The organism is Parasedimentitalea huanghaiensis, assembly GCF_009753675.1.
Taxonomy (GTDB): Bacteria; Pseudomonadota; Alphaproteobacteria; order Rhodobacterales; family Rhodobacteraceae; genus Parasedimentitalea; species Parasedimentitalea huanghaiensis.
This window is the reverse complement of record NZ_WQLV01000004.1, coordinates 158,886-184,318: the sequence shown is the minus strand read 5'-3', so window position 1 is coordinate 184,318 and position 25,433 is coordinate 158,886. Positions and strand designations below refer to the sequence as shown.

The following is a 25,433-nucleotide window of genomic DNA, read 5'->3' as shown; positions in this document are numbered from 1 at the left end:
CTAAAATACTCAATTCCCGACTCTCAGCCTGCGTTCCCTTCACTGTTTTAGCAAGGTTATTCGCCCTCGTCCTGCAACCGGACCAATGCCGCCCCCGCTTCGACCTGGTCGCCAGAGGTTGCCAGAACCTCTGCCACCACCCCATCACGGGCAGCAAGAAGCGCGTGTTCCATCTTCATGGCCTCCAGCACTGCCAGCCGATCACCCTCGGCCACCACTTGTCCTGCCTTGGCAAACACAGCCTTGACCAATCCCGGCATCGGAGCTTCAATAACGTTGGTATCACCTCCGGCTCGCGCATCGCGATCCAACGGATCGACAACGTCGAATGCTAGGCCATATCCATCGAAAACAGTAATAGCGCCACCCGAGTGAGTAACATCAGGCATCAGGCGGCTGCCGATGATCCAGCTTTCACCCCGACGGCTCACAATCACTTTTTCGCCTGCAATATGCCAAAGTTGCAGGTCTTTACCGTCCACTTCAACTTCCACTTCAAACTCCTCCCCCTGCAGACTCAGAGTTACCACCCGGCGCAACGACGACCACAGCGTAAACCCACTGTCAGACATTGGTTCAATCAAGTTCAGTGCGGCCATACCAGCTGCCACTCTATGGAAAGGCTCGACCACTGGTGCGGCTGCCAATACATCGAGATCTCGGGCAATCAGCCCCGTATCGACTTCACCACGGGCAAAGCCTTGATGTCCGGCCAAGGCCCCAAGAAAGGCAAGATTGGTCACAGTACCCCCAACCTGGGTTCCCTCCAGCGCCCGGCTCAACCGGGCCAGTGCCACTGCACGCGTCGGACCATGTACAATAACCTTCGAAATCATCGGGTCATACCAGGGACTGATCGTGTCACCAGCCCGCACGCCACTGTCGGCCCGGCACTCAGCAGGGAATTGCAGATGGGTCAAAGTACCGGTGGCGGGCAGAAACCCTTTGGGCACATCCTCGGCGTACAACCGCGCTTCAAAGGCATGCCCGTTGATCGTCAGATCGTCTTGGCGCTTTGGCAAGCGTTCACCTGCAGCCACACGCAACTGCCACTCCACCAGATCTACACCGGTGATGGCTTCGGTTACCGGGTGTTCCACCTGCAAGCGGGTATTCATTTCCATGAACCAGAACCCATCAGCGCGCAGGCCATGCGACCCATCCACGATAAATTCGACTGTGCCTGCGCCCTTATAGCCAATTGCCTCAGCCGCGCGGACACCCGCCTGCCCCATTGCGGCCCGCATCTCCTGCGTCATGCCTGGTGCCGGGGCTTCTTCGATCACTTTTTGATGGCGACGCTGCAATGAACAATCACGCTCAAATAAATGTACAGCATGGGTTCCATCACCAAACACCTGAATTTCAATATGACGCGGTTGCTGAATATATTTTTCAACCAAAACATCAGGATTGCCAAAGGCGGTGATTGCTTCACTTCGGGCACTTTCCAGCGCCTCCATGAAGTCCGCGGCTCGCTCGACCAGTCGCATCCCCTTGCCTCCGCCACCAGCCACCGCCTTGATCAGTACCGGATATCCAATGCCGTCCGCTGCGCCTGACAGGTGCTCGCTATCTTGATTGGTCCCGTGATACCCCGGCACCACTGGCACGCCTGCTTTCTCCATCAGAACCTTGGCAGCATCTTTCAGGCCCATGGCCCGAATGGCGTCCGCAGAAGGCCCGATAAAGGTCAGCCCAGCCGCCTCAACCGCATCGACAAATTCCGGGTTCTCGGACAGGAAACCATATCCAGGGTGAATTGCCTGAGCCCCACATTTTTGCGCTGTCGCAATGATCTCATCGCCCAACAAATAGCTGTCAGCTGGCGCAGGTCCATGGCCTATTTGATAGGCTTCATCAGCCATGGCCACGTGTTTCGAACCCCGGTCAGCGTCTGAATAGACGGCTACGGTTCTTACCCCCATGGCACGGGCTGTTTCCATCACACGGCAGGCGATTTCGCCTCGGTTGGCTATCAGGATTTTATCGAACATCAGATCCATCCTCTCGGGGTTGGCGAAATTGGGTCAGGTGCGGGACCTGCAAATTCTTCAGTACGTGGGTAACGATACGTTTCATCCAGTTTTCGCTTCTTCAACCCATTGGCTGCGAAGCGCACGGAAGTCTGGGTTTGCTGGTGCCCAGTCCACTAAGATCGAGCCATATGCAGGTACCGGTTTCCCTGTCAGGCAAGCGCGGGTTGAGACCGGCTGCCCATCGGTGGAGTTTCGCCCGATATCGAGAATTTGAGTTTTCTGCCTAGCAATGTGTACGGTCATATCCACCTGTGGCACCCCTTCGACATGATTCAACGTCAGAACAAGTCCCTTCTTGTCGTTATGCTGAAACGCATCTTGAATTAAACCGCGAAACCTCATGTCTTACATCCGGAACACGCCAAAGCGTGTCTCCTCAATTGGGGCATTCAGCGCAGCACTCAGGGACAGCGACAACACATCGCGGCTCTTGCGCGGGTCGATTATGCCGTCATCCCACAACCGGGCCGAGGCATAGAGCGGGTGGCTTTGCTCTTCGAACATATCGATGGTGGGTTGCTTGAACGCAGTCTCTTCCTCGGCGCTCCAGCTGCCGCCGCGACGCTCAATACCGTCGCGCTTTACCGTCGCCAGAACGCCAGCAGCTTGTTCGCCGCCCATCACCGAGATGCGCGAATTGGGCCAAGTCCACAGGAACCGTGGCTGGTACGCACGTCCGGCCATACCGTAGTTGCCTGCGCCAAACGAGCCACCAACCAGCATGGTAATCTTTGGCACATTGGTCGAAGCCACAGCCGTCACCATTTTGGCACCGTGGCGGGCAATACCTTCGTTTTCGTATTTACGCCCCACCATGAATCCGGTGATGTTTTGCAGGAACACCAGTGGGATTTTGCGCTGGCTGCACAGCTCAACAAAATGCGCACCTTTTTGAGCCGCTTCTGAGAACAACACGCCGTTGTTGGCAACAATGCCCACAGGGCAGCCTTTGACATGGGCAAAACCCGTCACCAGCGTCTCCCCATAGCGCGGCTTGAATTCATCAAAACGCGAGCCATCCACCAGACGCGCGATCACTTCGCGAATGTCATACGGCGTGCGCAGATCACCCGGCACCACGCCCAAAATCTCTTCGGGATCATAAGCGGGCTCTTCTGAGCTCGCCCAGTCAACCGTTTGTGGCTTGCGCAGGTTCAGCGACAGAACAGCCCGTCGCGCCAGTGCCAGCGCATGGGCATCATCTTCGGCCAGATAGTCCGCGACCCCCGAAAGACGCGTATGAACATCACCGCCGCCAAGATCTTCGGCCGAGACCACTTCACCCGTTGCCGCCTTGACCAGTGGCGGCCCGGCCAGAAAGATCGTCCCCTGATCACGCACGATAATGGTGACATCCGACATAGCGGGCACATAGGCCCCCCCTGCAGTGCAACTGCCCATGACCACCGCAATTTGCGGAATACCCTTGGCCGACATCCGCGCCTGATTGTAGAAGATCCGGCCAAAGTGGTCGCGGTCTGGGAACACCTCGTCCTGTTGCGGCAAGTTGGCACCACCACTGTCGACCAGATAAATGCAAGGCAGATGGTTTTCCTCAGCAATCTCCTGCGCCCTCAGGTGCTTTTTCACCGTCATCGGGAAGTAGGTGCCGCCTTTTACCGTGGCATCATTGCAGACCACCATGACATCCTGCCCCTGTACCCGGCCAATACCAGCGATCACGCCGGACCCAGGTGCTGCACCGTCGTACATGTTGTGAGCGGCAGTTGCGCCGATCTCCAAAAACGGAGACCCGGGATCTAGCAGGTTAGCCACCCGACGGCGCGGCAACATCTTGCCACGACTTTCGTGGCGGGCGCGCGATCGTTCGCCGCCCCCCATGCGTGCAGCCTCTGCGGCCTCGGAGATCTGAGCAAGCGCGTCTAGATGAGCGCTTTGGTTCTGCTTGAAGCTCTCAGAGGACGGCATCACCTTGGATGTGAGTTTCATTCGACGATCTCCACTTTTAGATAGCGCATTGAAAAACTGAATAGAACGGCGCCAAACGCCAACCAGAGCACTGTAAGAACGGCAATTTCCATTATAGACAGGCTTGGTTCGGAAAGCTGCAAACCTAGGAAACCCACAACAGCCAATCCTAATAGGCTTCCTCCTACAAACACGAATTGGAATGCCCAGCGGGCCCCATGCCTATCGGCCAATCGCAATTTCTTGCAGCATTTATTGCATGCTATGAACGGAACATGGTCACCTTCATCTTCCGCCATCCAACCTGCAGTCTTGGTCAGGTCATACGGCTCTTGCAGAGAGCTACAGTTCGGGCAGCGTAATTGTGCGATAGATAGCAAGAATTGAGAAAATTTCACGTTTGCCTCTCCCCTGCTGCACGGCGCTTCAACTCCTTGCGGATCACCTTACCAGTCACTGTCATCGGCAGCGCGTGCAGAAACTCGACCTCACGTGGATAGGAATATTGCGCCAACCGCTCTTTAACGTAGTCTTGCAACTCTGCCACGATCGCAGTCATGCCCGGCTTCAACACCACATAGGCCTTCACAATCTCGGTGCGCATCTCATCCGGTTTGCCCACCACCCCAACCGTAGCCACTGCCGGGTGGGTTAGCAGGCAATCCTCGATCTCAGCCGGACCGATCCGGTATCCAGCCGAGGTGATTACGTCATCCTCGCGTCCGACAAAGCGCAGATAGTCGCCTTCCCAGACACCACGATCGCCGGTGACCAACCAATCACCCCGAAACTTGGCAGCCGTTTCTTCGGGTCGGTTCCAGTATTCAAGCAGCATCGAGGCCGATCCACGGCACACCGCAACATCGCCCTCTTTCTTGGTCGGATGACCGTGTTCATCAATCACCGCCAAATCATGTCCCAACACCGCCTTGCCGATGCACCCGGGGAGCGGATCAAAATCCGTCCCGCAGGACGAGGCCACCATGTTACATTCGGTCTGCCCGTAGAATTCGTTGATTGTCACGCCCAATCGACGCTGGCCCCAAGCGAGCATCTCCGCGCCCAGGGGCTCTCCTCCCGAGGCAACAGAGCGCAGACCGTCGAGCCCCTGCCCTGTTGCTTTCAGCATTCGCAGCGCTGTTGGGGGAAAGAACACGTTGCGCACATCGCCTTGTTTGATCACCTCAGCACAGGAATCGGGGGTAAATTTGTCGAGCCGGGCAGCGACAACCGGCACGCCCAGCGCCAAACCCGGCATGGCCACATCGAACAACCCGCCAATCCAGGCCCAGTCCGCCGGGGTCCACAGGCAATCGCCGGGCTGGCCTAAATGGTCATGACTGATGGACACACCCGGCAGATGCCCTGTGAGTACGCGATGCCCATGCAATGCACCCTTGGGGCTGCCGGTGGTGCCTGACGTGTAGATCAGAACCGCAGGGGTTTCCGGCGTGGTGCTGGCAAATTCTACGGGAGCTCCGGATAGTCCGGCGTCAGAGACTATGACGGGTTCAGCCAAATCACCTAGCAGCTCGCTCCCCTCCACATCCGTAAAGACGAAACGCACCCCGGCATCCCCGGCCCGGCTAGCCAAAGCATCGCGTTTGAACAATTTGAACAAGGGAACTGAAATGCCGCCAACTTTCCAAATGGCCAAATGCGCTGCCAAACACCAGGGGGACTGGCTCAGCAGCACGCCTACAGGCTCATCCGGCTGCACCCTTGTCAGCAAGTAGCGCGCCAACCCATCAACCATGACAGCCAAGTCGCCATAGGTGACATCCACACGGTCAGTGCCTGTCAGATCGACCACTGCCAGTTGCTCAGCAGGATGCGCCAGTGCCTGTGCGGCCATGTTAAGCTGATCGGGTAGATCCCAACTACCATTTTTCAAAAGTCCGGGAAATTTGCATATTTCAGTCATCTTTCGCCCTGCTCCAGATGCATGGCCGGTATGCAATTTTGTGCTGTATTTTCAATACGAAAGAGGCCATTTTTTTGATCCAGATCAGGGTAGACAACCTCATCTCCAGACACTTTGTGGCCGTACACTAAACAAAAGGCTGAACCCCGATGAAACGCACCTTCGCTGCCCTGGCGCTGACCACTGCATTTGCGGCCCTTGCCGCGCCCGCCATCGCCCAATCGCAGGGAGACTGGACCTTTGGTGTTGGTGTCGCCAACGTTAATCCCAAATCGGACAACGGCACTCTTGCAGGCAGTCCCAGCTCCATCGGTGATGATACACAACTGTCCTTGACCGCCGAGTACTTCATTCGCGACAACCTTGGGATTGAACTGCTGGCTGCAACCCCGTTTGAACATGACATCAATATTGGCGGATCGTTTGCGGGCACCACCCGACAACTGCCGCCAACCCTGTCGTTGAACTACCACCCTCCCACAAAAGGGAAGATCAAACCCTTCTTTGGGCTGGGCTTGAACTACACTACTTTCTTTGAGGAAGCCTCTCCACTGGGTGTTCTGGAACTTGACGATAGCTGGGGTTACGCGGTTCAGGTTGGTGCGGATTGGCAAATTTCTGACCATGGTGCGGTGCGTCTGAACCTGCGGTATATCGATATCGACAGCGACGCCACCCTGAACGGAGCACCTATCGGCACAGCCGAGATCGATCCGATTGTGGTTGGCGTTAGCTACGTGCACCGTTTCTAATCCTTTGATCCAATACGGATGGCCGACCGATATGGGCGGACCATCCACTCACTGAGCCAGCGGACCTTCCCTCGGTCTCGCAGGTCCGTTGTTCGAAAGCTTTGTTCCGTTAGCCACCCAAGCCAGAGTGCTCCAAATAGATTGCCTGTTCACCCGTCATTTGAAGCAGGCAAGACAAGACTGCCGGGCCGCCGCCGCTGCCGCCTCCCCATTGAGACTGTTCAAAATCACATGTGGCATCCCGGTAGGCAATCCAGGCACGCTGCATATCGCGCAATGCCGGAGCCGTTTTAGGAGCGGAAGAACCAATTTCGGCCAGCTCTGCATCCTGCGCTTTGGCGTCACCACGGACCCGCTTGTAAACTTGGTTAAGCCGGGTATCCCAATAGTCGCGTTCGCCATCCAAACACCGCATCATGCCTATCGTGGTCGATCCGTCTGGGGTGGCATCCATACAGGCACTGGCTGATAAACCAATACAGGTTTTTTGGGCGTCATAGCTACCAGACTGCGCCACACAGCTGTCAGAGGCCGCGTTGGAGTATTTCAGGTCCTGTGCTGATGCAGTGGTTGCACCTAACACCAGTGCTGCGAGCGTCACACCAATCTTCATCCCATTTTCCCCATCAGTTCGCGACCGATTAACATGCGACGAATTTCTGATGTGCCTGCGCCGATCTCCATCAGTTTTGCATCCCGGAAAATGCGCCCCACCGGGTTGTCAGACAGATACCCAGCTCCACCCAGCGCTTGCACCGCCTGATGCGCCTGCACCATTGCCTGCTCTGACGCATATAGGCAGCAGGCGGCTGCGTCCTGCCGGGTCACGGTACCCCGATCACAAGCCTTGGCTACTTCATAAACATAGGCACGCGCTGAATTCATCGCTGTATACATGTCAGCAATCTTGCCTTGCATCAGCTGAAAAGAACCAATTGGCTTACCAAATTGCTTACGCTCAGCCAGGTAAGGCATCATTTCATCCATGCAAGAGGCCATGATCCCGGTCCCAATGCCAGCCAACACCACCCGTTCGTAGTCCAGCCCAGACATGAGAACAGCGACGCCGCGCCCCTCCTCTCCCAGGACGTTTTCAAACGGCACTTCGACATCATCGAAAATCAGCTCGGCCGTGTTTGATCCACGCATGCCAAGTTTGTCGAAATGCGGCGACGTCGAGAAACCCTTCATCTCTTTTTCAACGATGAATGCGGTGATACCTCTCGACCCGGCTTCGGGGTCGGTTTTTGCGTAGACCACAAGAGTATCCGCATCCGGACCATTGGTGATCCAGTATTTGTTGCCATTCAGCCGGTAATGGTCATTTCGCTTCTCCGCTCGCAGTGACATTGAAACCACGTCAGACCCGGCTCCAGATTCGGACATCGCCAATGCACCGACATGCTCACCACTGACCAGACGTGGCAGGTACTTTGTCCGCTGCTCATCAGTGCCGTTCAATTTGATCTGATTGACGCAAAGGTTGGAGTGGGCGCCGTAAGACAGCGCCACAGACGCACTGGCGCGGGCAATTTCTTCGACAGCGACCGTGTGAGCCAAGTAAGACATACCGGCCCCACCAAATTCCTCCGGGACAGTAACCCCCAACAGGCCCAATTCTCCCATTTCTTGCCACAGCTCGGCAGGAAACGCGTTCGTTTGGTCAACTTGTTGCGCCATCGGCCTGACCCGATCTTGCGCCCAGCGATGCACCATGTCGCGCAGCGCATTCACGTCTTCCCCTAGATCGAATTGCATACTGGCGTTGAACATGCGGCACGTCCCCTCGACTCAATTAGAACTTATTTGAACACACGTTCATTTAATCGCACCCATCCCCCTTACGTCAAGCATACTTTGGGTTGAATTTCCAAATTTACTAAGTCAGTTGACTCACTTAATTTAGGCCGGTATCTCAGCGAAAAAGGGGGCGACCATGCAAGCGAAACAGAAACGTGCAAGCGAGAAAAGATCGAAACTGGTGACTGCCGGAACCGAGTTGTTCCATACCCTGGGATATGGCGGTGCGAGTTTGGCGGATGTTGCGACGCATGCAAATGTACCGGTAGGTGGCATTTTTTATCACTTTCGGACCAAAGCAGACTTGGCAGATGCGGTTATGGAAAAGCACCACGAAACCTACGCAGAACAGCTTGCAATGATCGAAAGCCAAACAAATGACCCGCGCCAACGGCTACGGCTGTTCTGGGATGGAGCCGCTCAATTGGCAGACAACCGGGCAGAACTGGGTTGCCCTGTCTTGGCGCTGGCCGAGGACATGGCCTGTGACGCCTCTCGGCCCGCGGATGCCCAGCCAACACGACAGCGGGTCATGCGGCACACAATTGACTGGCTGGCAAAGCAATATGGTGCTCTTGGTTTAAATGAATCCGCGGCACAGACCGCTGCGGCCTCTCTTTTCGCTGCCATGCAGGGCGCATTTGCGGTGGGGCATGTGCTTGGCGATGCATCTTTGATCCGTGACATTTTCCAAAACAAACGCAACGAACAGGAAAAGGCAGGTTATTTATGACCTATCATTTTGGCGCGAAGGCCTGGGCGCAGACAACAAACGGCATTATGCGCAGACGTGACCGGATAACCATGCTGCGCCAGCTGGCGGGAACCCAGCTGGGTGAAATCGCGAGAAAGTTCCGATTGAACAAAGGACCTGCTGCCGTAGATATCGACCTATCGGATATAATGGTTCCAGACAGCGCCACCAGCAAGGCAGCCGAAGACAAAGTAAGCGAGACCCTTAATCGCAGTCTGAATTTGCACAGCCATCGCACCTACTATTGGGGCATGATCCTTGCGCGTAGCAAGGGGCTGCGTCCCGACCCCGAGCTTCTATATGTTTCGGCGCTGCTGCATGATCTGGGCCTTGCTGAAGCTGAGCTACCAAAAGCCAAGTCATGCTGTTTCGCCGTAAATGGCGCGCGACTTGCCGATCTGTTTTTGCAAGAGCAAAACTGGGATGTCTCGCGCCGCACCAGTGTGTTTGATGCGATTTCCCTGCATCTAAATCTGGACATCCCCGCAAGCCGTTTTGGAGCGGAGGCGCATCTGCTGTCTCTGGGAGCCCACCTTGATGTCACCGGTCGCAATCTGCACCTGCTGTCGCGAAGTACCGTTCACAGTGTTCTGAGCCAGTTCCCACGGGGAAATTTTACTGCAGATATTGTAGAAACGATCAGCGCCGAGCATCATCCGCACAGCCGCGCAGGCCTTTTGGGCAATCTTGGCTTCAAAAAGCTCGCGCTTGCAAACCCATTGGACAAGTGACTTTAGGTCCTATCTTTGCCGGGCCTGACTCGGCAAAGCCCTTTCCTGCTGAAACACCGCTCCAACTTCAGCGCGAATAATTCGGGCGATCTGGGCGCAATCGTCTAAACTGAACGTCAAAGGCACACGCATATCAACAATACCAGCCAGAATACGATCACTTTGAGGCAGGCTATGCACTGGCGCATAGCGCCAATTGTCATAGCGCGAGGTGAAAGCCGCTGGTTCCGGAGCGCCAAACCATTTCAGTTCGACACCGCGATCTGCACAGCGCCGTATAACCTCTTGTACTTTATCAGAGGCCCAATCAAGCAACAGGAACTGGATTGAGGAACCAACATATGTTTCCGCAGCAGGCCGTTCAGTCAGCTGTAAGCCGGGTGTTTCACGCAACCCATCCTCGATACAACGATACCGTTCGTTCCAACGCGCCACCTGGGCATCCAGATCGCGGAGCTGCGGCCGCAGGATAGCAGCGCGAAGATTGTCCATTCGCCCCGAGATATTAGGAGTGTCGTATTTGATGCGGTCGAACACCGTACGATCCGGCGCGGCCAGGTGTCGTTCGAACAACATGTATGAGCCAGACAGCATGATGGCGCGGGCAGCGACGTCCTCGTCATCAGTAACCAACAGCCCGCCTTCGCCGGAATTCACATGTTTATAGGTCTGGCAGGAATAGCAACCAATCGCACCATGTCGCCCCGATGCTACCCCGTTCCAGGTCGCTCCCATGGTGTGGGCACAGTCCTCGATGACTGTGACACCAGCATCATTACAGATCTGCATTAAGCGGTCCATATCACATAGATGGCCTCGCATATGCGACAGCATCAGCACCTTTGCCTGTCCAACCTTGGAGGCAAGGTCATCAAGATCAATCACCAGGTTTTCGGTTACATCGACGAAGACGGGTACAGCACCAACAGATGCAATTGCACCTGGCACTGGTGCCAGCGTAAAGGCATTGGTCAGAACCAAATCACCGTGCTCCACCCCAACAGCCCGTAATGCTGTGGCAAGAGCATAGCCACCCGAAGCAACAGACAGGCAATATCTTGCGCCCATTTGTGCCGCAAACTCCTGCTCTAGCAACGCCGCTTGGCCCAACTCGCCTTCGACGACATTGTAGCGATGCAAACGCCCATGCTGCATCACCTCCAGAGCGGCGGCGATGGCGGCATCAGAAAGTGGTTCCTGCTGGGTGAAACTACCCGAAAATTTCTCGTTCATCTTGTTTTCCCTGCACTGAAGTAGGCGGACCAAAATTGTGCGACGGACGCAAATCTCTCCCCGCTTGCTCTATCGTTGTTAGCCAATCAGTCGTGAGACCATCTCAGGCAGGTCTTCAAAATCGTGTAACAATCCTTCTGGATTCAATGCCGACATATTCTGCCCCGACGGGCCAAAGGTGACCAGGATCGACGGGACACCGGCGGCGGCTGACGTATTGCGGTCAGTATCAGTATCACCAATTAGAATGGTCTTTGCCGGATCCCCACCGGCCCGACGCGCTGCCTCGCGTAGCGGTTCCGGATCTGGTTTGCGTACCGCAAGTGTATCAGCGCCGATAAGTGAATCAAAATCATCGCGCACACCTAGGCAACGTAACAACTGATCCGCTAGATCTTCGGGTTTATTTGTGCAGATTCCAACACCATAACCAGCATCCTTAAGCGCTTTCACTGCAACCATCGCTCCTGGATACAACACTGTATGCAGGTCTATGGACTGCCGATAAACATCTATAAATACAGGAAAGTACTCTTCAACAACTGCCGCGTCGTATTGCTCGACACGTTTCAAACCTTCACTCAGCATCATTCGGGCACCACGCAGTGCGAGACCTGCGTCTTTAGGATGTTCCAACACATCCCCGAGCCCCATCTGGCGAAAACAACAGTTCGCTGCCGCCAGCAAATCGCCAGAGGTATCAGCCAATGTTCCGTCCAGATCAAAAATCACTGTTCGCATTCTCGCCCCTTTCGGCGTAATTTCGCCATATGATATTGCAACCCGCAATCTTGTTTGATGCGCTGATGGCTTGCACCGCGCTCTACAGCGGATAAAACGGGTTAAACAAGAAAACAAAGAGAAAAGCCATATGAGCACCGCCCTGATCATCCTCGCCGCAGGCAAAGGCACACGGATGAGCTCGGACCTGCCGAAGGTCCTGCACCCCATAGCCCAAGCACCAATGCTGGCACATACCATGATGACAGGCCGCGCACTGGAGCCTGACCACACAATTGTTGTTGCGGGCCACGAGGCGGAGGCTGTGCGCAGCGCCGTGGAAGATATCGACGAACAGGCAACCGTAGTTTTACAAACAGAGCAGCTGGGCACGGCCCATGCTGTGGATCAGGCGCGCGCGGTGTTAAAGGACTATGACGGAGATGTGGTTGTCTTGTATGGCGACACACCTTTCCTGCAAGCTGATACCATCGAGCGTATGATCGCAGCCCGCACTAGCGCTGACTTGGTCATTCTCGGCTTTGAGGCCGCCGATCCCGCGCGCTATGGGCGCCTGCTAATGGATGGAGACAGTCTAGAACGAATTGTCGAATTCAAAGACGCCAGTGATGAAGAGCGCGAAATCACATTCTGCAACTCAGGGCTTTTGGCCTGTGACGCAAAACTGCTCTTTGATCTGATCTCCAAAGTCGGCAATGCCAATGCTTCGTCTGAATACTATCTGACCGATGTTGTTGAACTGGCCCGCGCCGAGGGGCGCAGAGTGACAGCAGTGGCCTGCGACGAATCCGAAACTCTGGGGGTGAATTCTCGTGCAGATCTTGCCCGGGCTGACGCAGTGTTCCAATCTCGTGCACGGGCCGAATTGCTGGAGCTTGGCGTCACACTGATGGCCCCTGAAACCGTCTATCTGTCACTGGACACCATAATAGGTCGCGATACGGTGATTGAACCCAACGTCGTATTTGGTCCCGGTGTAACGGTGGAAAGCGGCGCGCTGATCCGGGCCTTTTCGCATCTGGAAGGCTGTCATGTCAGCCGCGGCGCCAAAGTTGGCCCCTACGCCCGCTTGCGCCCTGGTGCGGAACTTGCCGAAAACACTCATGTCGGCAACTTCGTTGAGATCAAAAATGCCGAGATCGCAGAGGGGGCCAAAGTCAATCACCTGACCTATGTCGGTGATGCTTCTGTTGGCAAGAAAACCAATATCGGAGCAGGTACGATCACTTGCAACTACGACGGCGTTATGAAACACCATACCGAAATTGGGGCTAACGCCTTTATTGGCTCCAACACCCTGCTGGTAGCGCCAGTCAAAGTTGGGGATGACGCCATGACCGCATCAGGCGCCGTGATCACCAAAGATGTTGAAGACGGCGCTCTGGCAATCGCCCGCGCCCCTCAGGTAAGCAAACCTGGCCGCGCGCGCAAATTGATGGATTTGCTGCGTGCCAAAAAGAAAAAACGTGGCGAGGACGCAAGCTGATGTGTGGAATTGTAGGGGTTCTGGGCAGTCACGAGGTTGCTCCCATTCTGGTGGAGGCGCTGAAGCGGCTGGAATATCGAGGCTATGACAGCGCTGGTATTGCAACCGTCAACGACGGTGCGCTGGATCGCCGCCGCGCCGTTGGCAAGCTTGTCAATTTAAGTGACTTGCTGGTGCATCAGCCGCTGGCCGGCAAATCTGGCATCGGACACACCCGCTGGGCAACCCACGGGGCGCCAACGGTCAGCAACGCCCATCCTCATTCGTCTGGAACAGTTGCTGTTGTACACAATGGCATCATCGAGAATTTCAAAGACCTGCGCGAGGAACTGGCCACGCACGGTATTTCCTTTGAAACCGAAACCGACACAGAAACCGTTGCGCTATTGTGTCAACACTACAAGAACCAGGGCCATTCCTCAGCCGAGTCTGCACGCAAAACGGTTGAACGGCTGGAGGGTGCCTTTGCACTCGCATTTCTCTTTCATGGCGAACAAGACTTGATGATTGGCGCCCGCAAGGGGTCTCCGCTAGCGATAGGTCATGGAGACAATGAAATGTATGTGGGGTCGGATGCCTTTGCCTTGGCCCCGCTCACCGACCAGATCACCTATTTGGAAGAAGGTGATTTTGCGATCCTGACTCGGACCAGCCTGAAAATTTGGGACGCCGAGGGAAACCAGACCAGCCGCGAACAACGCCGCATTCAACTGGACGCAACCCGTGTCGACAAAGACGGCCACAAGCACTTCATGGCCAAGGAAATCGCCGAACAACCTTTGGCCATTGACCGTACCCTGCACGCATATCTGTCTGAGATTGATGAGATAACCCTACCTGACGAGCTGGACTTCACTAAGGTCGACCGCCTGACCATGGTCGCCTGTGGTACCGGCTATTACGCTTGTATGGTTGGGAAGTATTGGTTTGAACAAATCGCCAAAATGCCGGTCGAGGTCGATGTCGCCTCGGAGTTCCGCTACCGTGAACCTCCGGTATCAGATCGCACCCTTGGACTATTCGTCAGCCAATCCGGCGAAACCGCAGATACCCTGGCTGCCCTGCGGTACATGAACGGCAAAGCCAACCAGATCGTTGGGATGGTAAATGTCTCTGAAAGTTCGATTGCGCGCGAAAGCGACGTCGTCCTTCCCTTATACGCTGGCCCCGAAATCTCAGTTGCTTCGACTAAGGCCTTCACCTGCCAATTGGTAATCCTGTTGATCATGGCCCTGCGTGCCGCCCAACAGCGTGGTATTGCACTTCCTGAGAGTTTGCCCGCTGACCTGCGTGCCATCCCAGGGCTGATCAACCAGGCCCTTACTCTTGAAAATCAGATCACAGCAACCTGCCGTGAACTTTCGGCTGCAAAAGACATCATATTCCTTGGCCGCGGCCAACTTTATCCGCTGGCGATGGAAGGCGCGTTGAAACTGAAAGAGCTCAGCTATATCCACGCCGAAGGCTATGCGAGCGGTGAACTGAAACACGGCCCCATCGCATTGATTGATGACACTGTTCCAGTGATCGTGATGGCGCCCCGTGATGCGCTATTCGATAAGACGATATCCAATATGCAAGAGGTTATGGCCCGTGGTGGCCGTGTTGTTCTTGTCACTGATGCGGAAGGCGCCAGAATTGCAGGCGAAGGCACCTCAGAGGTTATTGTCATGCCACAAGTCCCTGATGCACTGGCGCCGATCTTATATGCCATTCCAGCGCAACAAATTGCCTACTACACTGCGATTGCCAAAGGCACCGATGTAGATCAACCCCGCAATTTGGCCAAATCGGTGACAGTAGAATGAGCGAAATGTACCTTCCATATCTAGAACAGTTGCGCGAGCTCAAGAATGCAGAGCGCGCAACTGGTATGGCCAGCTATCACAAGGTCAAACGCGAATACCTTGGACTGACCAATCCTCAGGTCAATGACCTGACCAAGCAGTGGCGTCAGGACATGAGTGTTGATCAGCGTGTTGAAGTGGCTGCAGGCCTTTGGCAGACCGACATATACGAAGCTCGGCTGGCCGCGACCAAGATGCTAACCCAGGCCCGTATCCGCCCGGACGACGCCGTCTGGCAACTGCTCCAAAGCTGGGTGCCGGATTTCGACAGCTGGGCACTGGCAGATCATGCCTGTGCCGCGATCCAAAAGCGTCTGGTGGCGGATCCGTCCCGGCTAGACCAGGTCGAAGTCTGGACCACATCTGAAAGTCTGTGGACACGGCGCGCGGCATTGGTCGCCACCCTTCCCTGGACCAAGCAGAACCACCCAAAACCCGATGAGCTGGCAAGCAGGGATCGTATTCTTGGCTGGGCGGCCAGCTATGCACCTGTCCAGAAACAGTTCATCCAGAAATCCATCGCCTGGTGGCTGCGCGAGTTGTCCAAACATGATGAGCAGCGCGTGCGGGATTTTCTCGAACAGCATGGTGAACATATGAAGCCCTTTGCTCGCAAAGAATCGGCTAAGTACTTAAAGCCGTAATTGGTCCAAAAACACCAAAGCCCGGCAAACAGCCGGGCTTTTTCACACATGCGATACAGGCTTTTGCAGTTTACGACGCAGCTGTCACCTGTACCTCGATGAGTTCAGTCAGCGGCGCACCCAAGGCGCGCATGGCGTCAATCGACAACCGACTACCAGAACTCGCCTCCCCGGCGATAGGACGCAGAGTCAGTGTAACTTCGGTGCCAGATGCACTGCGCACGCGGCCCATCTGCTGAGAAGAGACGAGAGGCGTTTCCATCCACAGCCCCGGCACTGTTGGATCCCCCAACCCGGCCACCGTCGTTGCGGTACCGCTGAATGTGGGTGCGGATCCAGTCTCTGATGGATCAGAAGGCACTGCATCGACCACTTCAAGCGGCGGCGGCACCGGATCAGGAGCCCCCAATCTAATCGAAGACAAATCACAGGCGGAGACAAATAACATAGCGGGGAGAAAGACAAAGAGTTTGCACATAGTCAAACCCTACCCCTGCAAAACGCGCTTTGCCAGTCACTTCGCTCACAATAGCCTTGCCGCAGGCCAAACCCCGCCTTACCTATGAGCTATGACAGCTCCGCTTATCGATCCATTCGCCCGCGCCATCACTTACCTTCGCATCTCGGTCACTGACCGCTGCGATTTCCGCTGCGTCTATTGCATGTCCGAGAACATGACCTTTCTCCCTAAGAAAGAACTTCTAACGCTGGAAGAATTGGACCGCATGTGCTCGTCCTTTATTCATATGGGCGTCCAAAAACTGCGCATCACCGGAGGAGAGCCACTGGTCCGTCGTGGCATCATGACCTTCTTTCGCTCAATGACTCGCCATCTGGACAGTGGCGCGCTGAAAGAACTGACGGTAACCACCAATGGCTCGCAGTTGGAAAAATACGCTCAAGACCTTTTTGACGCGGGTGTGCGCCGGATCAATATTTCGATGGATACCATCGACGAGAAAAAATTCGCTGACATCACCCGCTGGGGTCGCCTGCCTCAGGTCATGCGCGGCATTGACGCCGCACAAAAGGCTGGTCTGAAGATCAAGATCAACGCAGTGGCCTTAAAAGGCTTCAACGAAGACGAACTGCCAACCATCACGGAATGGTGCGCCGACCGGGGCATGGACCTGACCTGGATCGAGGTCATGCCAATGGGTGATTTGGGCAACGAAGACCGCTTTGGTCAATACTGGTCGCTCAAAGATGTGCGCAAAGCCTATGAGGACCATTATCAGGTTACCGACCTGGCAGAGTCGACTGGTGGACCTGCTCGCTATGTTCGCTTGGAACAGACTGGACAAAAAATTGGTTTCATCACTCCGATGAGCCATAATTTCTGTGAAAGCTGCAATCGTGTTCGCCTGACATGTACGGGCGAATTGTACACCTGCTTAGGCCAGGAAGGTATGCAAGACCTTCGCCCTGCGATGCGACAGCAGCCTGACAATGATGACGCTCTAGAACAGGCGATCCGTGCAGCTATCGGCCTGAAACCCAAAGGCCATGATTTTGACTATTCACGCCAGCGCGTCGACGGGCAGATGTCCCGTCATATGAGCCACACTGGCGGCTAAAATGGCATCGACAGGCGGCGGCCCAACGCTGCTCTATTATCTGTATCGCAGTGCAACAGCGCTGATCGCCCCGTTTGCTTATCGCAAGGTCGCGGCCAAGCTGGCTGCGCAGGGTGTATCAAACGAACGCCAGAAGGAACGCCTGGGGTATTCCAGCCTGCCCTGCCCTGAAGGACCACTCATCTGGTTCCATGGCGCCTCGGTCGGGGAAAGTCTTGCCGCTCTAACCCTGATTGCACGCCTAGGCGAGCACCTACCACAGGCACAGTTCCTGCTAACCTCGGGCACTGCAACAGCTGCAGAGGTAGTGGCAAAACGCATGCCGCCCCGCTGTCGTCATCAATATGCCCCACTGGACGCCACCAGCCCCGTTCAACGCTTCCTGGCTCACTGGCGCCCAGCCGCTGCAATTTTTGTCGAAAGTGAATTATGGCCGATCACGCTGGTTGCCACCCGTCGCTCTGGCGCTCGGTTGGCACTGGTCAACGCCCGACTGTCTGAGCGTTCGGTAGCACGCTGGCAGAAAAAGGCGCCAACCGCACGTTTTATTATGGCGCAGTTTTCTCTGTTCCTCACCCAGAATGATCGCATGTCTGACCATCTGCTCAGCCTTGGCGCGGATCCTGACCATGTGCACGCTGGTGGCAACCTCAAGGCAGGAAGCGCCCCTCTCCCCGTTGATGCAGACACACTTTCGCAGCTGCGTGACAGCTTAGACACACGCCCGGTTTGGGTGGCGAGCTCCACCCACATCGGCGAAGAACAACCAGTGCTGACGGCTCATAAGGCACTGTTACAGGATCACCCGGATCTCTGCTTACTGCTGGTCCCCCGCCATCCCGAACGTGCTGACGACGTTACGGATCTAATTGCCAAAACTGGCATGAGTTTTGCCCGTCGCAGCAAAGGCGAGCTACCCACCAAAGGTATCCAGATTTATCTGGCTGACACTATGGGCGAATTGGGTTGCTGGTATGCACTATCGCCCATCGTTTTTCTGGGCGGATCAATTGAACCCATTGGCGGTCACAACCCGTTTGAGGTCGCACAGGCTGGCGCAGCCGTGATTACCGGGCCAGGATACCACAATTTTACTGAAACATTCCCCCCTATGATCGCTGCCAAAGGCGCGGTCGAAATACACGACGCCGAACAGCTTGCAAAGGCGGTCTCGCATTGGCTCTCTCAACCCGAAGCGTTGAAACAAGCACAACAGGCAGCAAACGCGTTTGCCAACGGCCAATCCAAACAACTGCATGACGTGGTCGACACTTTGATACATGAGCTTGAACTGGACCCGAAAATTGGCTGAGTTATTTGTCACCAACTTCAACAAAAACTTCACTGGTGTTTCTGCCACTGCCGCCAATGTCATCCGCCAGCAAGCCAAGCAGCATGATCTGCATCTGGTCGGCTACCCTTTGCCAGGATGCCCAGCCCCGATCACACTGAAGCAAGCGCGCGAGATGTGCAAAACCGCGCCAGAGGGACGTGACTTTTCCATATGGCATGTCCGCCGCAATCCAGAAATGCGCGCTGCGATTTGGTCACGCGACGTGCTGAAACTACCAATTCGCGTCGTGTTCACCTCAGCAGCACAGCGTCTGCATTCTGCATACCCGCGCTGGCTGATCCGTCAGATGGATGCGATTGTCGCCACCACCGAAATCGCCGCACACTATGTGGACAACGTGCAGGCTGTTGTGCCGCATGGGGTTGATACAGAGCTCTTCACCCCGGCCCCGGACCGCGCAGCGGCTTGGTCTGCTTTGGGCTATGGTGGTACGCAGGGCTTCGCCACAATCGGGCGCATCCGCCCAGAAAAGGGCACCGACCTGTTTGTCGATGCAATGATCCAGCTGCTCCCTCGGCACCCCACGGCCAAGGCGTTGGTTATTGGCCGTGCCGGACGTGAACATCAAAGGTTCCTCGCCGACCTTCAAACGCGCATCAAGGCGGCCAACCTTTCAGATCGCATCCTGTTTCCTGGCGAGGTTGGTCCTGCAGAGCTACCGAATTTGATGCGTGGGTTGTCATTGGTTATGCAACTCCCCCGTTACGAAGGATACGGAATGGTCCCTCTCGAAGGCATGGCCAGCGGTGTACCCTTTGTTGGATCTGATACCGGATATTACCAAGAGTTTTCCGCGCAAGGAAAAGCCGGTGCCGTGGTCCCTCTCAAAGACGCTGCCGCCGCCGCCACAGCCGCAGATACAATCCTAGGCAATCCGTCTCAATACGCCGAGATGAGCCGAGATGCCCGCGACATTTCTGTCCACAGCTTCAGCTCTGGCTTCGAAGCCTCTGGGATTGAAACTGTCTATCAAAACCTTTGGGAAAAAGGTTAGGATCCCACTTCATCTAGCCCTAAATATCCTCGGGGGTGAATTGGCCGCAGGTCAAGAGGGGGCAGATCGCCCCCCCTTTTTTAGTTTGCGTTAGGCAGCAGGCATCCGCTGCTCGACAATCTCAGCCCACCAGCTGCATCCAGCAGGGATTGCTTCGTCGTTAAAGTTATACTCGGGATGGTGCACGGCGGCGGTGTCGCCATTGCCAACCAGAATATAGGCGCCAGGACGCTCTTCCAGCATAAAGGCAAAATCTTCGCCCCCCATCACCAACTCAGCGTGTTCACAGCCACCGGAAACTTTGCGTGCCACATCAGCAGCAAATTCAGTCTGCTCTTCGTGGTTGACCATCGCTGGGTAACCGCGAATGTAGGTCACATCAGCGCTGCCACCAAATGTCGCTGCAACACCCGAACAGATCTCGTTGATCCGCTTTTCGGCCAGATCACGCATTTCGGCGCTCATAGTACGCACGGTTCCTTTCAATTGAACCGATTGCGGGATCACGTTGAACGCTTTTGATGAGGTTTCAAAAGACGTCACAGAGACAACGATCTGATCTACCGGGTCCGCGTTGCGGCTGGCAATAGTCTGCAAGGCCATAACGGCCTGCGCTGCCATCACAGTTGTATCGACCGTTTTTTGTGGCATGGCGGCATGGCCACCAAATCCTTCTAAAGTAATGTCAAACTGATCAGTGGCCGCAAAGAAAGCACCCGCGCGGATACCAAACGCGCCAACAGGCTTACCCGGCCAGTTATGCATTCCGTACACTTCTTGGATGTTCCAGCGATCCATCATGCCGTCATCACACATTTCTTTGCCGCCGCCGCCGCCTTCTTCGGCGGGCTGAAAGATCACCACAACTGAACCGTCGAAGTTGCGGGTTTCAGACAGGTATTTGGCCGCGCCGAGCAACATAGCGGTGTGACCATCATGGCCACAGGCATGCATGGCGCCATCTGTTTTGGAGGCATAGTCCAGCCCGGTCGCCTCATGGATTGGCAGTGCGTCCATATCAGCCCGAAGACCAATGACTTTGCCAGACGTGTTGCTTTTACCTTTGATGACACCAACAACACCAGTTCGGCCAATGCCGGTGACAATCTCATCACAGCCGAACTCTTTCAGCTTTTCTGCGACTAAGGCGCTGGTGCGGTGGGTTTCGAACAGGATTTCGGGGTTTTCGTGAATGTCGCGGCGCCATTCGGTGATTTCCGACTGCAGTTCGGCAAAACGGTTCTTAACGGGCATCTAGGGTCTTCCTTCTTCAGAGTGCGGGCATACGTCGTTCAACCAGTTCGGCGAACCAGCTGCATCCCGCGGGGATAGCATCATCGTTGAAATCAAAAGCTGGGTGGTGGCACATGGCACTGTCGCCATTGCCAATCGAGATATAGGCGCCGGGGCGTTCTTCCAGCATATAAGCAAAGTCTTCGGAGGGCATGATCGGTTCAGCGTTGTCATTGACCGTGCCTGCCACGGCACGCGCAGCATCCGCAGCATATACCGTTTCATCCGGGGTATTAATGGTTGCCGGATACCCGGCGTCCCAGTTAATCTCGGCACTGGCACCAAAGGCCGAGGCTGTATCGGTCGCAATCCGGCGTACGCGCTCTTCGGCAATCTTGCGATATTCAGGGTCCAACGTGCGAACAGTCCCCGCCATGCGTACAGAATGGGCAATGACATTTGACGCTTCGCTGTCGGTCTCGAACGTGCCAACGGTCAATACAACGCGTTTGATCGGGTCAACGTTACGCGACACGATGGTTTGCAGGGAAATCAGGATCTGTGCCGCAACCAATGTGGTATCAACAGCCTCGTGGGGCATCGCTGCGTGGCCGCCCTTACCTGTCACCACAATTTCAAACTCGTCTGAAGACGCCAGCGAGGCGCCGTTACAGATTTCAAACTCACCAACAGGCAAACCCGGCGCATTGTGCATTCCATAGACTTCTTGAATGCCCCAACGGTCCATCAGGCCATCGTCACACATGGCCTTACCACCTGCCCCACCTTCCTCAGCGGGCTGGAAAATTAGCACTGCGGTGCCGTCGAAGTTGCGGGTCTCGGCCAGATATTTGGCGGCCCCCAATAACATCGAAGTATGGCCGTCGTGGCCACAGGCATGCATCTTACCCGGCACTTTTGAGGCGTATTCCGCGCCGGTGGCTTCTTCGATCGGCAACGCGTCCATATCCGCGCGCAGGCCCACCACTCGACCCTTGGTATCCGTCTTACCTTTAACAGTCGCAACGACACCGGTTTTCCCGATTCCGGTGGTAATGTCGGTTATTCCAAACTCTTTCAGCCGCTCAACAACAAACGCCGCAGTTTCGTGTACGTCATACAGCAGTTCAGGGTTTTCATGCAGGTGGCGACGCCAGCCTGTTATCTCACCATGCATCTCGGCGAAACTATTTTTGATTGGCATACAAACCTCCCATGGTTCCGCTCACTGTCAAACAAATAAGTTGTCTTATCAAGTATCTCAAGGCGCGGTCATGCAAAGAATTTTGTTGGTCGTATAACGATTTTTGATGCGTTGTCTTGGGAGGAGCCTGAACAGCAAAAAGGGCCGCCGCGGCAGCCCTCTAAAGATTTGATTTGTTAGGCAGATCACTCTGAAATCGGACTATGCAGCCAACCGCTCAACCAGTTTCTTCATGAAGTCATGCCCTGCGTTGAACTGTGCAACCGTCACAAATTCATTTGGCTGGTGGGCTTGGGCGATGTCCCCGGGACCGCAGACAACGGCCGAATACCCGGCCTGCTGAAACTGGCCTGCTTCGGTGCCATAGCTGACCACGTGGCTGCCATTGTCACCGGTAATTGCGCGGACCAGCCCCTCTGCTTCGCCCTCGTCTTCGGGTTTTAGGCCAGGGACATCAAATACCTGCTCAACTTCGATTCGTGTATCCGGATGGATCGCCTGCATCTCGGCCTCGACCTCACCTACTCGCTGCATATATGCGTCGCGCCAATCAGACGCGGTTTCGGTTGGCAAAATCCGCATATCCAGACTGAACTGGCAATCCTTTGCGGTAATGTTCTGGGCCGTCCCGCCATTGATCACCCCTACATGCAGGGTTGTCCAAGGTGGTTCAAACATCGCTGCAATCTCGTCAGGCTCCTGCGCCCAGGTTTCGGCATTACGGATATTGGTCCAGTCGACCAGCTTGGCGGCCTGCATGATGGCGCTGACACCCGTGTGAACCAACGAGCTGTGCACTTCGAATCCATGAACATGGGTTGCATAGCCATAACCGCCTTTATGCCCCGTAACCGCCTTCATCATCGAAGGTTCACCTACGATCACCGCTGATCCCTTTGGTAGAATCGGCTGCATCGCCTCGATCATCGGTGGCGCGCCGGTACAGCCCACTTCTTCATCATAGCTAAGCGCAAGCTGCAGCGGACGGTTGACTCCAACGGTCTGCGCCTCGACCAGCGCCCAAATTGCCAGTGCGTCAAAGCCTTTCATGTCACAGGTCCCACGGCCAAAATACTTACCGTCGCGCTCAATCACCGTGAAGGGATCACTGTCCCAAGCCTGTCCTTCGACCGGCACCACATCGGTATGCCCGGACAACACAACTGCACCTTCGACTTGCGGACCTACGTGAGCAAAAAGGGCCGCTTTTGGTTGATCCGGATCCGTGTAGCGGTGGCTGACGATACCGTGCGAGCCAAGATACTCCTCTACCCACTCGACCAACGGCAGGTTGCTTTCACTGCTCACCGTTGGAAATGAGATCAGCTTCTGCATGATCTCAAGAGGGGTCATTTTGTTGGTCATTTTAGTATCCGCTGTCAGTTGTCAGCACAAAATGGCCAGGTTCGACCTCTAGGTACTGCGAAGGTTCGGGCTTGTAGTCGAGCCCATGAATCGGTGACGGGATGGGTTTAAAGTTCAAATCCCGCTCAGATTTACGCTGACGCGGGTCAGCAATTGGCACAGCCTTCATTAGCGACTGGGTGTAGGCATGCTGCGGGTTTTCAAACACCCGGGCACGCGGCCCCAATTCGACGATTCGGCCAAGGTACATAACACCAACCTGATGCGAGACCCGCTCTACCACTGCCATATCGTGGCTGATGAACAAAAACGAAAGCCCCAGATCAGCCTGAAGTTCCATCATCAGGTTCAAAACCTGAGCCTGAACCGAAACATCCAACGCTGAAACTGCTTCGTCTGCGATAATCAGCTTGGGATTCAGAGCCAGCGCACGGGCAATAGCAATACGCTGACGCTGACCACCAGACATTTCATGTGGATAGCGACGCATAAAATCTCGAGGGAGCTGAACACGATCAAATAGATTGGCCACTCGATCCTGTAACTCCGAGCCGCTGGCCAAACCATAGTTACGCATAGGTTCGGCAACCTGCTCAGACAGAACCATCTGAGGATTCAAGGACGCAAAAGGATCCTGAAAAATCATCTGCATGTCCTGACGGACCTTGTGCAACTCGTTTTGGTTCAGATCCAGCACGTTGCAATCGTCAAAGAGTACTTTACCTGACTGAGGTTCGACCAATCTAAGAATAGCCCGCCCTGTTGTGGATTTTCCGCAGCCTGATTCGCCAACAAGTGACAGGGTTTGTCCCTTATTCAGCTTGAACGAAACATCCTCAACCGCATGCACCTGCGCCACGTTCCGACGCAAGAACCCACCTTTTACGTCGAACCGGGTTGTCAGATTTTCGACACTCAGAATCACCTCTTCGGTGCCCTTGATTGGTTCGATTTTCTGACCTTCGACACCCATCAATTTCATGGGCTCCGGATAGGCTTTGCCGGTCATCTCGCCCAGCTTAGGCACCGCAGCCAATAGCGCTTTGGTATAGTCGTGCTGCGGGTTTTCAAAGATCTGTTCGACAGGACCTTCTTCGACCTTATTGCCGCGGAACATCACCACAACGCGGTCGGCCATCTGTGCCACAACCGCCATATCATGAGTGATGAACATCACCGCAGTACCAGTTTCGCGCTTCAGACGATCCATGAGCGCCAGAATTTCGGCCTGAATGGTCACATCCAGCGCAGTTGTAGGCTCATCCGCGATCAACAAGCGTGGCTCGCAGGCCATTGCCATTGCAATCACCACACGCTGGCGCATCCCACCGGACAATTCGTGGGGATATTGGGTCATGCGCCGGTCGGGTTCAGGGATACGAACTTGGTGCAGCAGTTCCAAAGCACGCTCTTCAGCCTGCTTTTTGTTCATGTTTTTGTGAACACGCAAGCCTTCCGTCAACTGCCGTCCAACGGTGAAAACCGGGTTCAGGGCCGTCATGGGCTCCTGAAAGATCATTCCTATTTCATCACCGCGAATCTCTTTCATCATGTCTTGCCCAGCATTGGACAAATCAATTTGACCGCCCTCCCGGCGATCAAACATCAGTTCACCGGCGGCGATTTCGCCACCGCCAAACTCGACCAGACGCATAAGCGACAGCGAAGAAACGGATTTACCAGAGCCGGATTCGCCAACCACGCAAACAGTTTCGCCCGGATTGATGTCAAAAGAGACATCTTTGACCCCTACGACCGGACCATCTTTGGTCTGAAACTCGACTCGGAGTCCTTTAATTTGGGCAATTGGCTGATCTAACACCCTG

At 55.3% G+C, this 25,433-nt stretch carries 23 protein-coding genes; 9 read left to right on the top strand and 14 right to left on the bottom strand.

Features of this window, described 5'->3' with window-relative positions; genetic code table 11:
* Positions 1-56: 56 nt before the first annotated feature.
* From GO984_RS08500 to GO984_RS08480, 5 genes are all read right to left on the bottom strand, one after another.
* Entirely contained in the window at positions 57-1,997 is a 1,941-nt protein-coding gene (locus GO984_RS08500) for an acetyl/propionyl/methylcrotonyl-CoA carboxylase subunit alpha (protein WP_157022110.1), read from the bottom strand.
* A gap of 81 nt (positions 1,998-2,078) precedes the next feature.
* On the bottom strand, positions 2,079-2,381 hold the full coding sequence (locus tag GO984_RS08495) for a hypothetical protein (protein WP_157022109.1): 303 nt from the start codon (positions 2,379-2,381) through the stop codon (positions 2,079-2,081).
* A 3-nt stretch (positions 2,382-2,384) separates the two neighbouring features.
* A complete protein-coding gene (locus GO984_RS08490; protein WP_157022108.1) occupies positions 2,385-3,989 on the bottom strand; it encodes a carboxyl transferase domain-containing protein in 1,605 nt (534 codons plus the stop codon).
* Positions 3,986-4,366, bottom strand: coding sequence for a hypothetical protein (locus GO984_RS08485; protein ID WP_157022107.1), 381 nt, complete (start codon positions 4,364-4,366; stop codon positions 3,986-3,988). The genes GO984_RS08490 and GO984_RS08485 overlap by 4 nt, the downstream gene beginning before the upstream one ends.
* Positions 4,363-5,892 carry an AMP-binding protein gene (locus GO984_RS08480; protein WP_157022106.1) on the bottom strand — a complete coding sequence of 510 codons (1,530 nt, stop codon included), beginning with the start codon at positions 5,890-5,892 and terminating at the stop codon, positions 4,363-4,365. Before GO984_RS08480 ends, GO984_RS08485 begins: the two co-directional genes overlap by 4 nt.
* Before the next feature lie 149 nt (positions 5,893-6,041).
* Between GO984_RS08480 and GO984_RS08475 the strand changes: the two genes are divergently transcribed.
* A complete protein-coding gene (locus GO984_RS08475) occupies positions 6,042-6,644 on the top strand; it encodes an OmpW/AlkL family protein (protein WP_157022105.1) in 603 nt (200 codons plus the stop codon).
* Between the two features lie 109 nt (positions 6,645-6,753).
* Here the strand turns inward: GO984_RS08475 and GO984_RS08470 are convergent, their stop codons facing one another.
* Together GO984_RS08470 and GO984_RS08465 are read right to left on the bottom strand one after the other, a co-directional pair.
* Positions 6,754-7,257, bottom strand: a complete 504-nt coding sequence (locus GO984_RS08470; protein ID WP_157022104.1) for a lysozyme inhibitor LprI family protein — start codon at positions 7,255-7,257, stop codon at positions 6,754-6,756.
* Positions 7,254-8,417: an isovaleryl-CoA dehydrogenase gene (locus tag GO984_RS08465; protein WP_157022103.1), complete on the bottom strand. Its 1,164-nt coding sequence runs from the start codon at positions 8,415-8,417 to the stop codon at positions 7,254-7,256. Before GO984_RS08465 ends, GO984_RS08470 begins: the two co-directional genes overlap by 4 nt.
* Positions 8,418-8,580: 163 nt before the next feature.
* Here GO984_RS08465 and GO984_RS08460 point away from each other — a divergent pair, with 163 nt between their 5' ends.
* Positions 8,581-9,177 (top strand): TetR/AcrR family transcriptional regulator, encoded by a 597-nt coding sequence (locus GO984_RS08460; RefSeq protein ID WP_157022102.1) that lies wholly within the window; start codon positions 8,581-8,583, stop codon positions 9,175-9,177.
* A complete protein-coding gene (locus tag GO984_RS08455) occupies positions 9,174-9,929 on the top strand; it encodes an HD domain-containing protein (RefSeq protein WP_157022101.1) in 756 nt (251 codons plus the stop codon). The genes GO984_RS08460 and GO984_RS08455 overlap by 4 nt, the downstream gene beginning before the upstream one ends.
* A gap of 9 nt (positions 9,930-9,938) precedes the next feature.
* Here the strand turns inward: GO984_RS08455 and GO984_RS08450 are convergent, their stop codons facing one another.
* On the bottom strand, positions 9,939-11,162 hold the full coding sequence (locus GO984_RS08450; protein WP_157022100.1) for a DegT/DnrJ/EryC1/StrS family aminotransferase: 1,224 nt from the start codon (positions 11,160-11,162) through the stop codon (positions 9,939-9,941).
* A gap of 78 nt (positions 11,163-11,240) precedes the next feature.
* Positions 11,241-11,903 (bottom strand): HAD-IA family hydrolase, encoded by a 663-nt coding sequence (locus tag GO984_RS08445; RefSeq protein WP_138161787.1) that lies wholly within the window; start codon positions 11,901-11,903, stop codon positions 11,241-11,243.
* Between the two features lie 130 nt (positions 11,904-12,033).
* Here GO984_RS08445 and glmU point away from each other — a divergent pair, with 130 nt between their 5' ends.
* From glmU to GO984_RS08430, 3 genes are read left to right on the top strand one after another with little or no spacing between them, the layout of a single operon-like run.
* Positions 12,034-13,389, top strand: a complete 1,356-nt coding sequence (gene glmU, locus GO984_RS08440; protein ID WP_157022099.1) for a bifunctional UDP-N-acetylglucosamine diphosphorylase/glucosamine-1-phosphate N-acetyltransferase GlmU — start codon at positions 12,034-12,036, stop codon at positions 13,387-13,389.
* Positions 13,389-15,197, top strand: a complete 1,809-nt coding sequence (glmS, locus tag GO984_RS08435) for a glutamine--fructose-6-phosphate transaminase (isomerizing) (RefSeq protein ID WP_157022098.1) — start codon at positions 13,389-13,391, stop codon at positions 15,195-15,197. The genes glmU and glmS overlap by 1 nt, the downstream gene beginning before the upstream one ends.
* Positions 15,198-15,202: 5 nt before the next feature.
* Positions 15,203-15,880 (top strand): DNA alkylation repair protein, encoded by a 678-nt coding sequence (locus GO984_RS08430; protein ID WP_157022221.1) that lies wholly within the window; start codon positions 15,203-15,205, stop codon positions 15,878-15,880.
* 70 nt (positions 15,881-15,950) lie between these two features.
* On the opposite strand, the gene GO984_RS08425 is transcribed toward GO984_RS08430, so the two are convergent.
* Positions 15,951-16,328 carry a hypothetical protein gene (locus tag GO984_RS08425; protein WP_209279389.1) on the bottom strand — a complete coding sequence of 126 codons (378 nt, stop codon included), beginning with the start codon at positions 16,326-16,328 and terminating at the stop codon, positions 15,951-15,953.
* 121 nt (positions 16,329-16,449) lie between these two features.
* Between GO984_RS08425 and moaA the strand changes: the two genes are divergently transcribed.
* From moaA to GO984_RS08410, 3 genes are read left to right on the top strand one after another with little or no spacing between them, the layout of a single operon-like run.
* Positions 16,450-17,457, top strand: a complete 1,008-nt coding sequence (moaA, locus tag GO984_RS08420; RefSeq protein ID WP_157022097.1) for a GTP 3',8-cyclase MoaA — start codon at positions 16,450-16,452, stop codon at positions 17,455-17,457.
* Between the two features lies 1 nt (position 17,458).
* Complete coding sequence (locus tag GO984_RS08415; RefSeq protein ID WP_157022096.1) at positions 17,459-18,769, top strand: 3-deoxy-D-manno-octulosonic acid transferase; 1,311 nt, start codon at positions 17,459-17,461, stop codon at positions 18,767-18,769.
* Positions 18,762-19,805, top strand: coding sequence for a glycosyltransferase family 4 protein (locus tag GO984_RS08410; RefSeq protein WP_157022220.1), 1,044 nt, complete (start codon positions 18,762-18,764; stop codon positions 19,803-19,805). The genes GO984_RS08415 and GO984_RS08410 overlap by 8 nt, the downstream gene beginning before the upstream one ends.
* 90 nt (positions 19,806-19,895) lie before the next feature.
* On the opposite strand, the gene GO984_RS08405 is transcribed toward GO984_RS08410, so the two are convergent.
* The 4 genes from GO984_RS08405 to GO984_RS08390 all read right to left on the bottom strand — a co-directional run bounded on the left by GO984_RS08405 (position 19,896) and on the right by GO984_RS08390 (position 25,429).
* Positions 19,896-21,059, bottom strand: a complete 1,164-nt coding sequence (locus tag GO984_RS08405; RefSeq protein ID WP_157022095.1) for a M20 aminoacylase family protein — start codon at positions 21,057-21,059, stop codon at positions 19,896-19,898.
* Between the two features lie 16 nt (positions 21,060-21,075).
* On the bottom strand, positions 21,076-22,242 hold the full coding sequence (locus GO984_RS08400; protein WP_157022094.1) for a M20 aminoacylase family protein: 1,167 nt from the start codon (positions 22,240-22,242) through the stop codon (positions 21,076-21,078).
* Between the two features lie 201 nt (positions 22,243-22,443).
* A complete protein-coding gene (gene argE / locus GO984_RS08395; RefSeq protein ID WP_157022093.1) occupies positions 22,444-23,607 on the bottom strand; it encodes an acetylornithine deacetylase in 1,164 nt (387 codons plus the stop codon).
* A gap of 1 nt (position 23,608) precedes the next feature.
* Entirely contained in the window at positions 23,609-25,429 is a 1,821-nt protein-coding gene (locus GO984_RS08390; RefSeq protein ID WP_167740277.1) for a dipeptide ABC transporter ATP-binding protein, read from the bottom strand.
* Positions 25,430-25,433 lie beyond the last annotated feature (4 nt).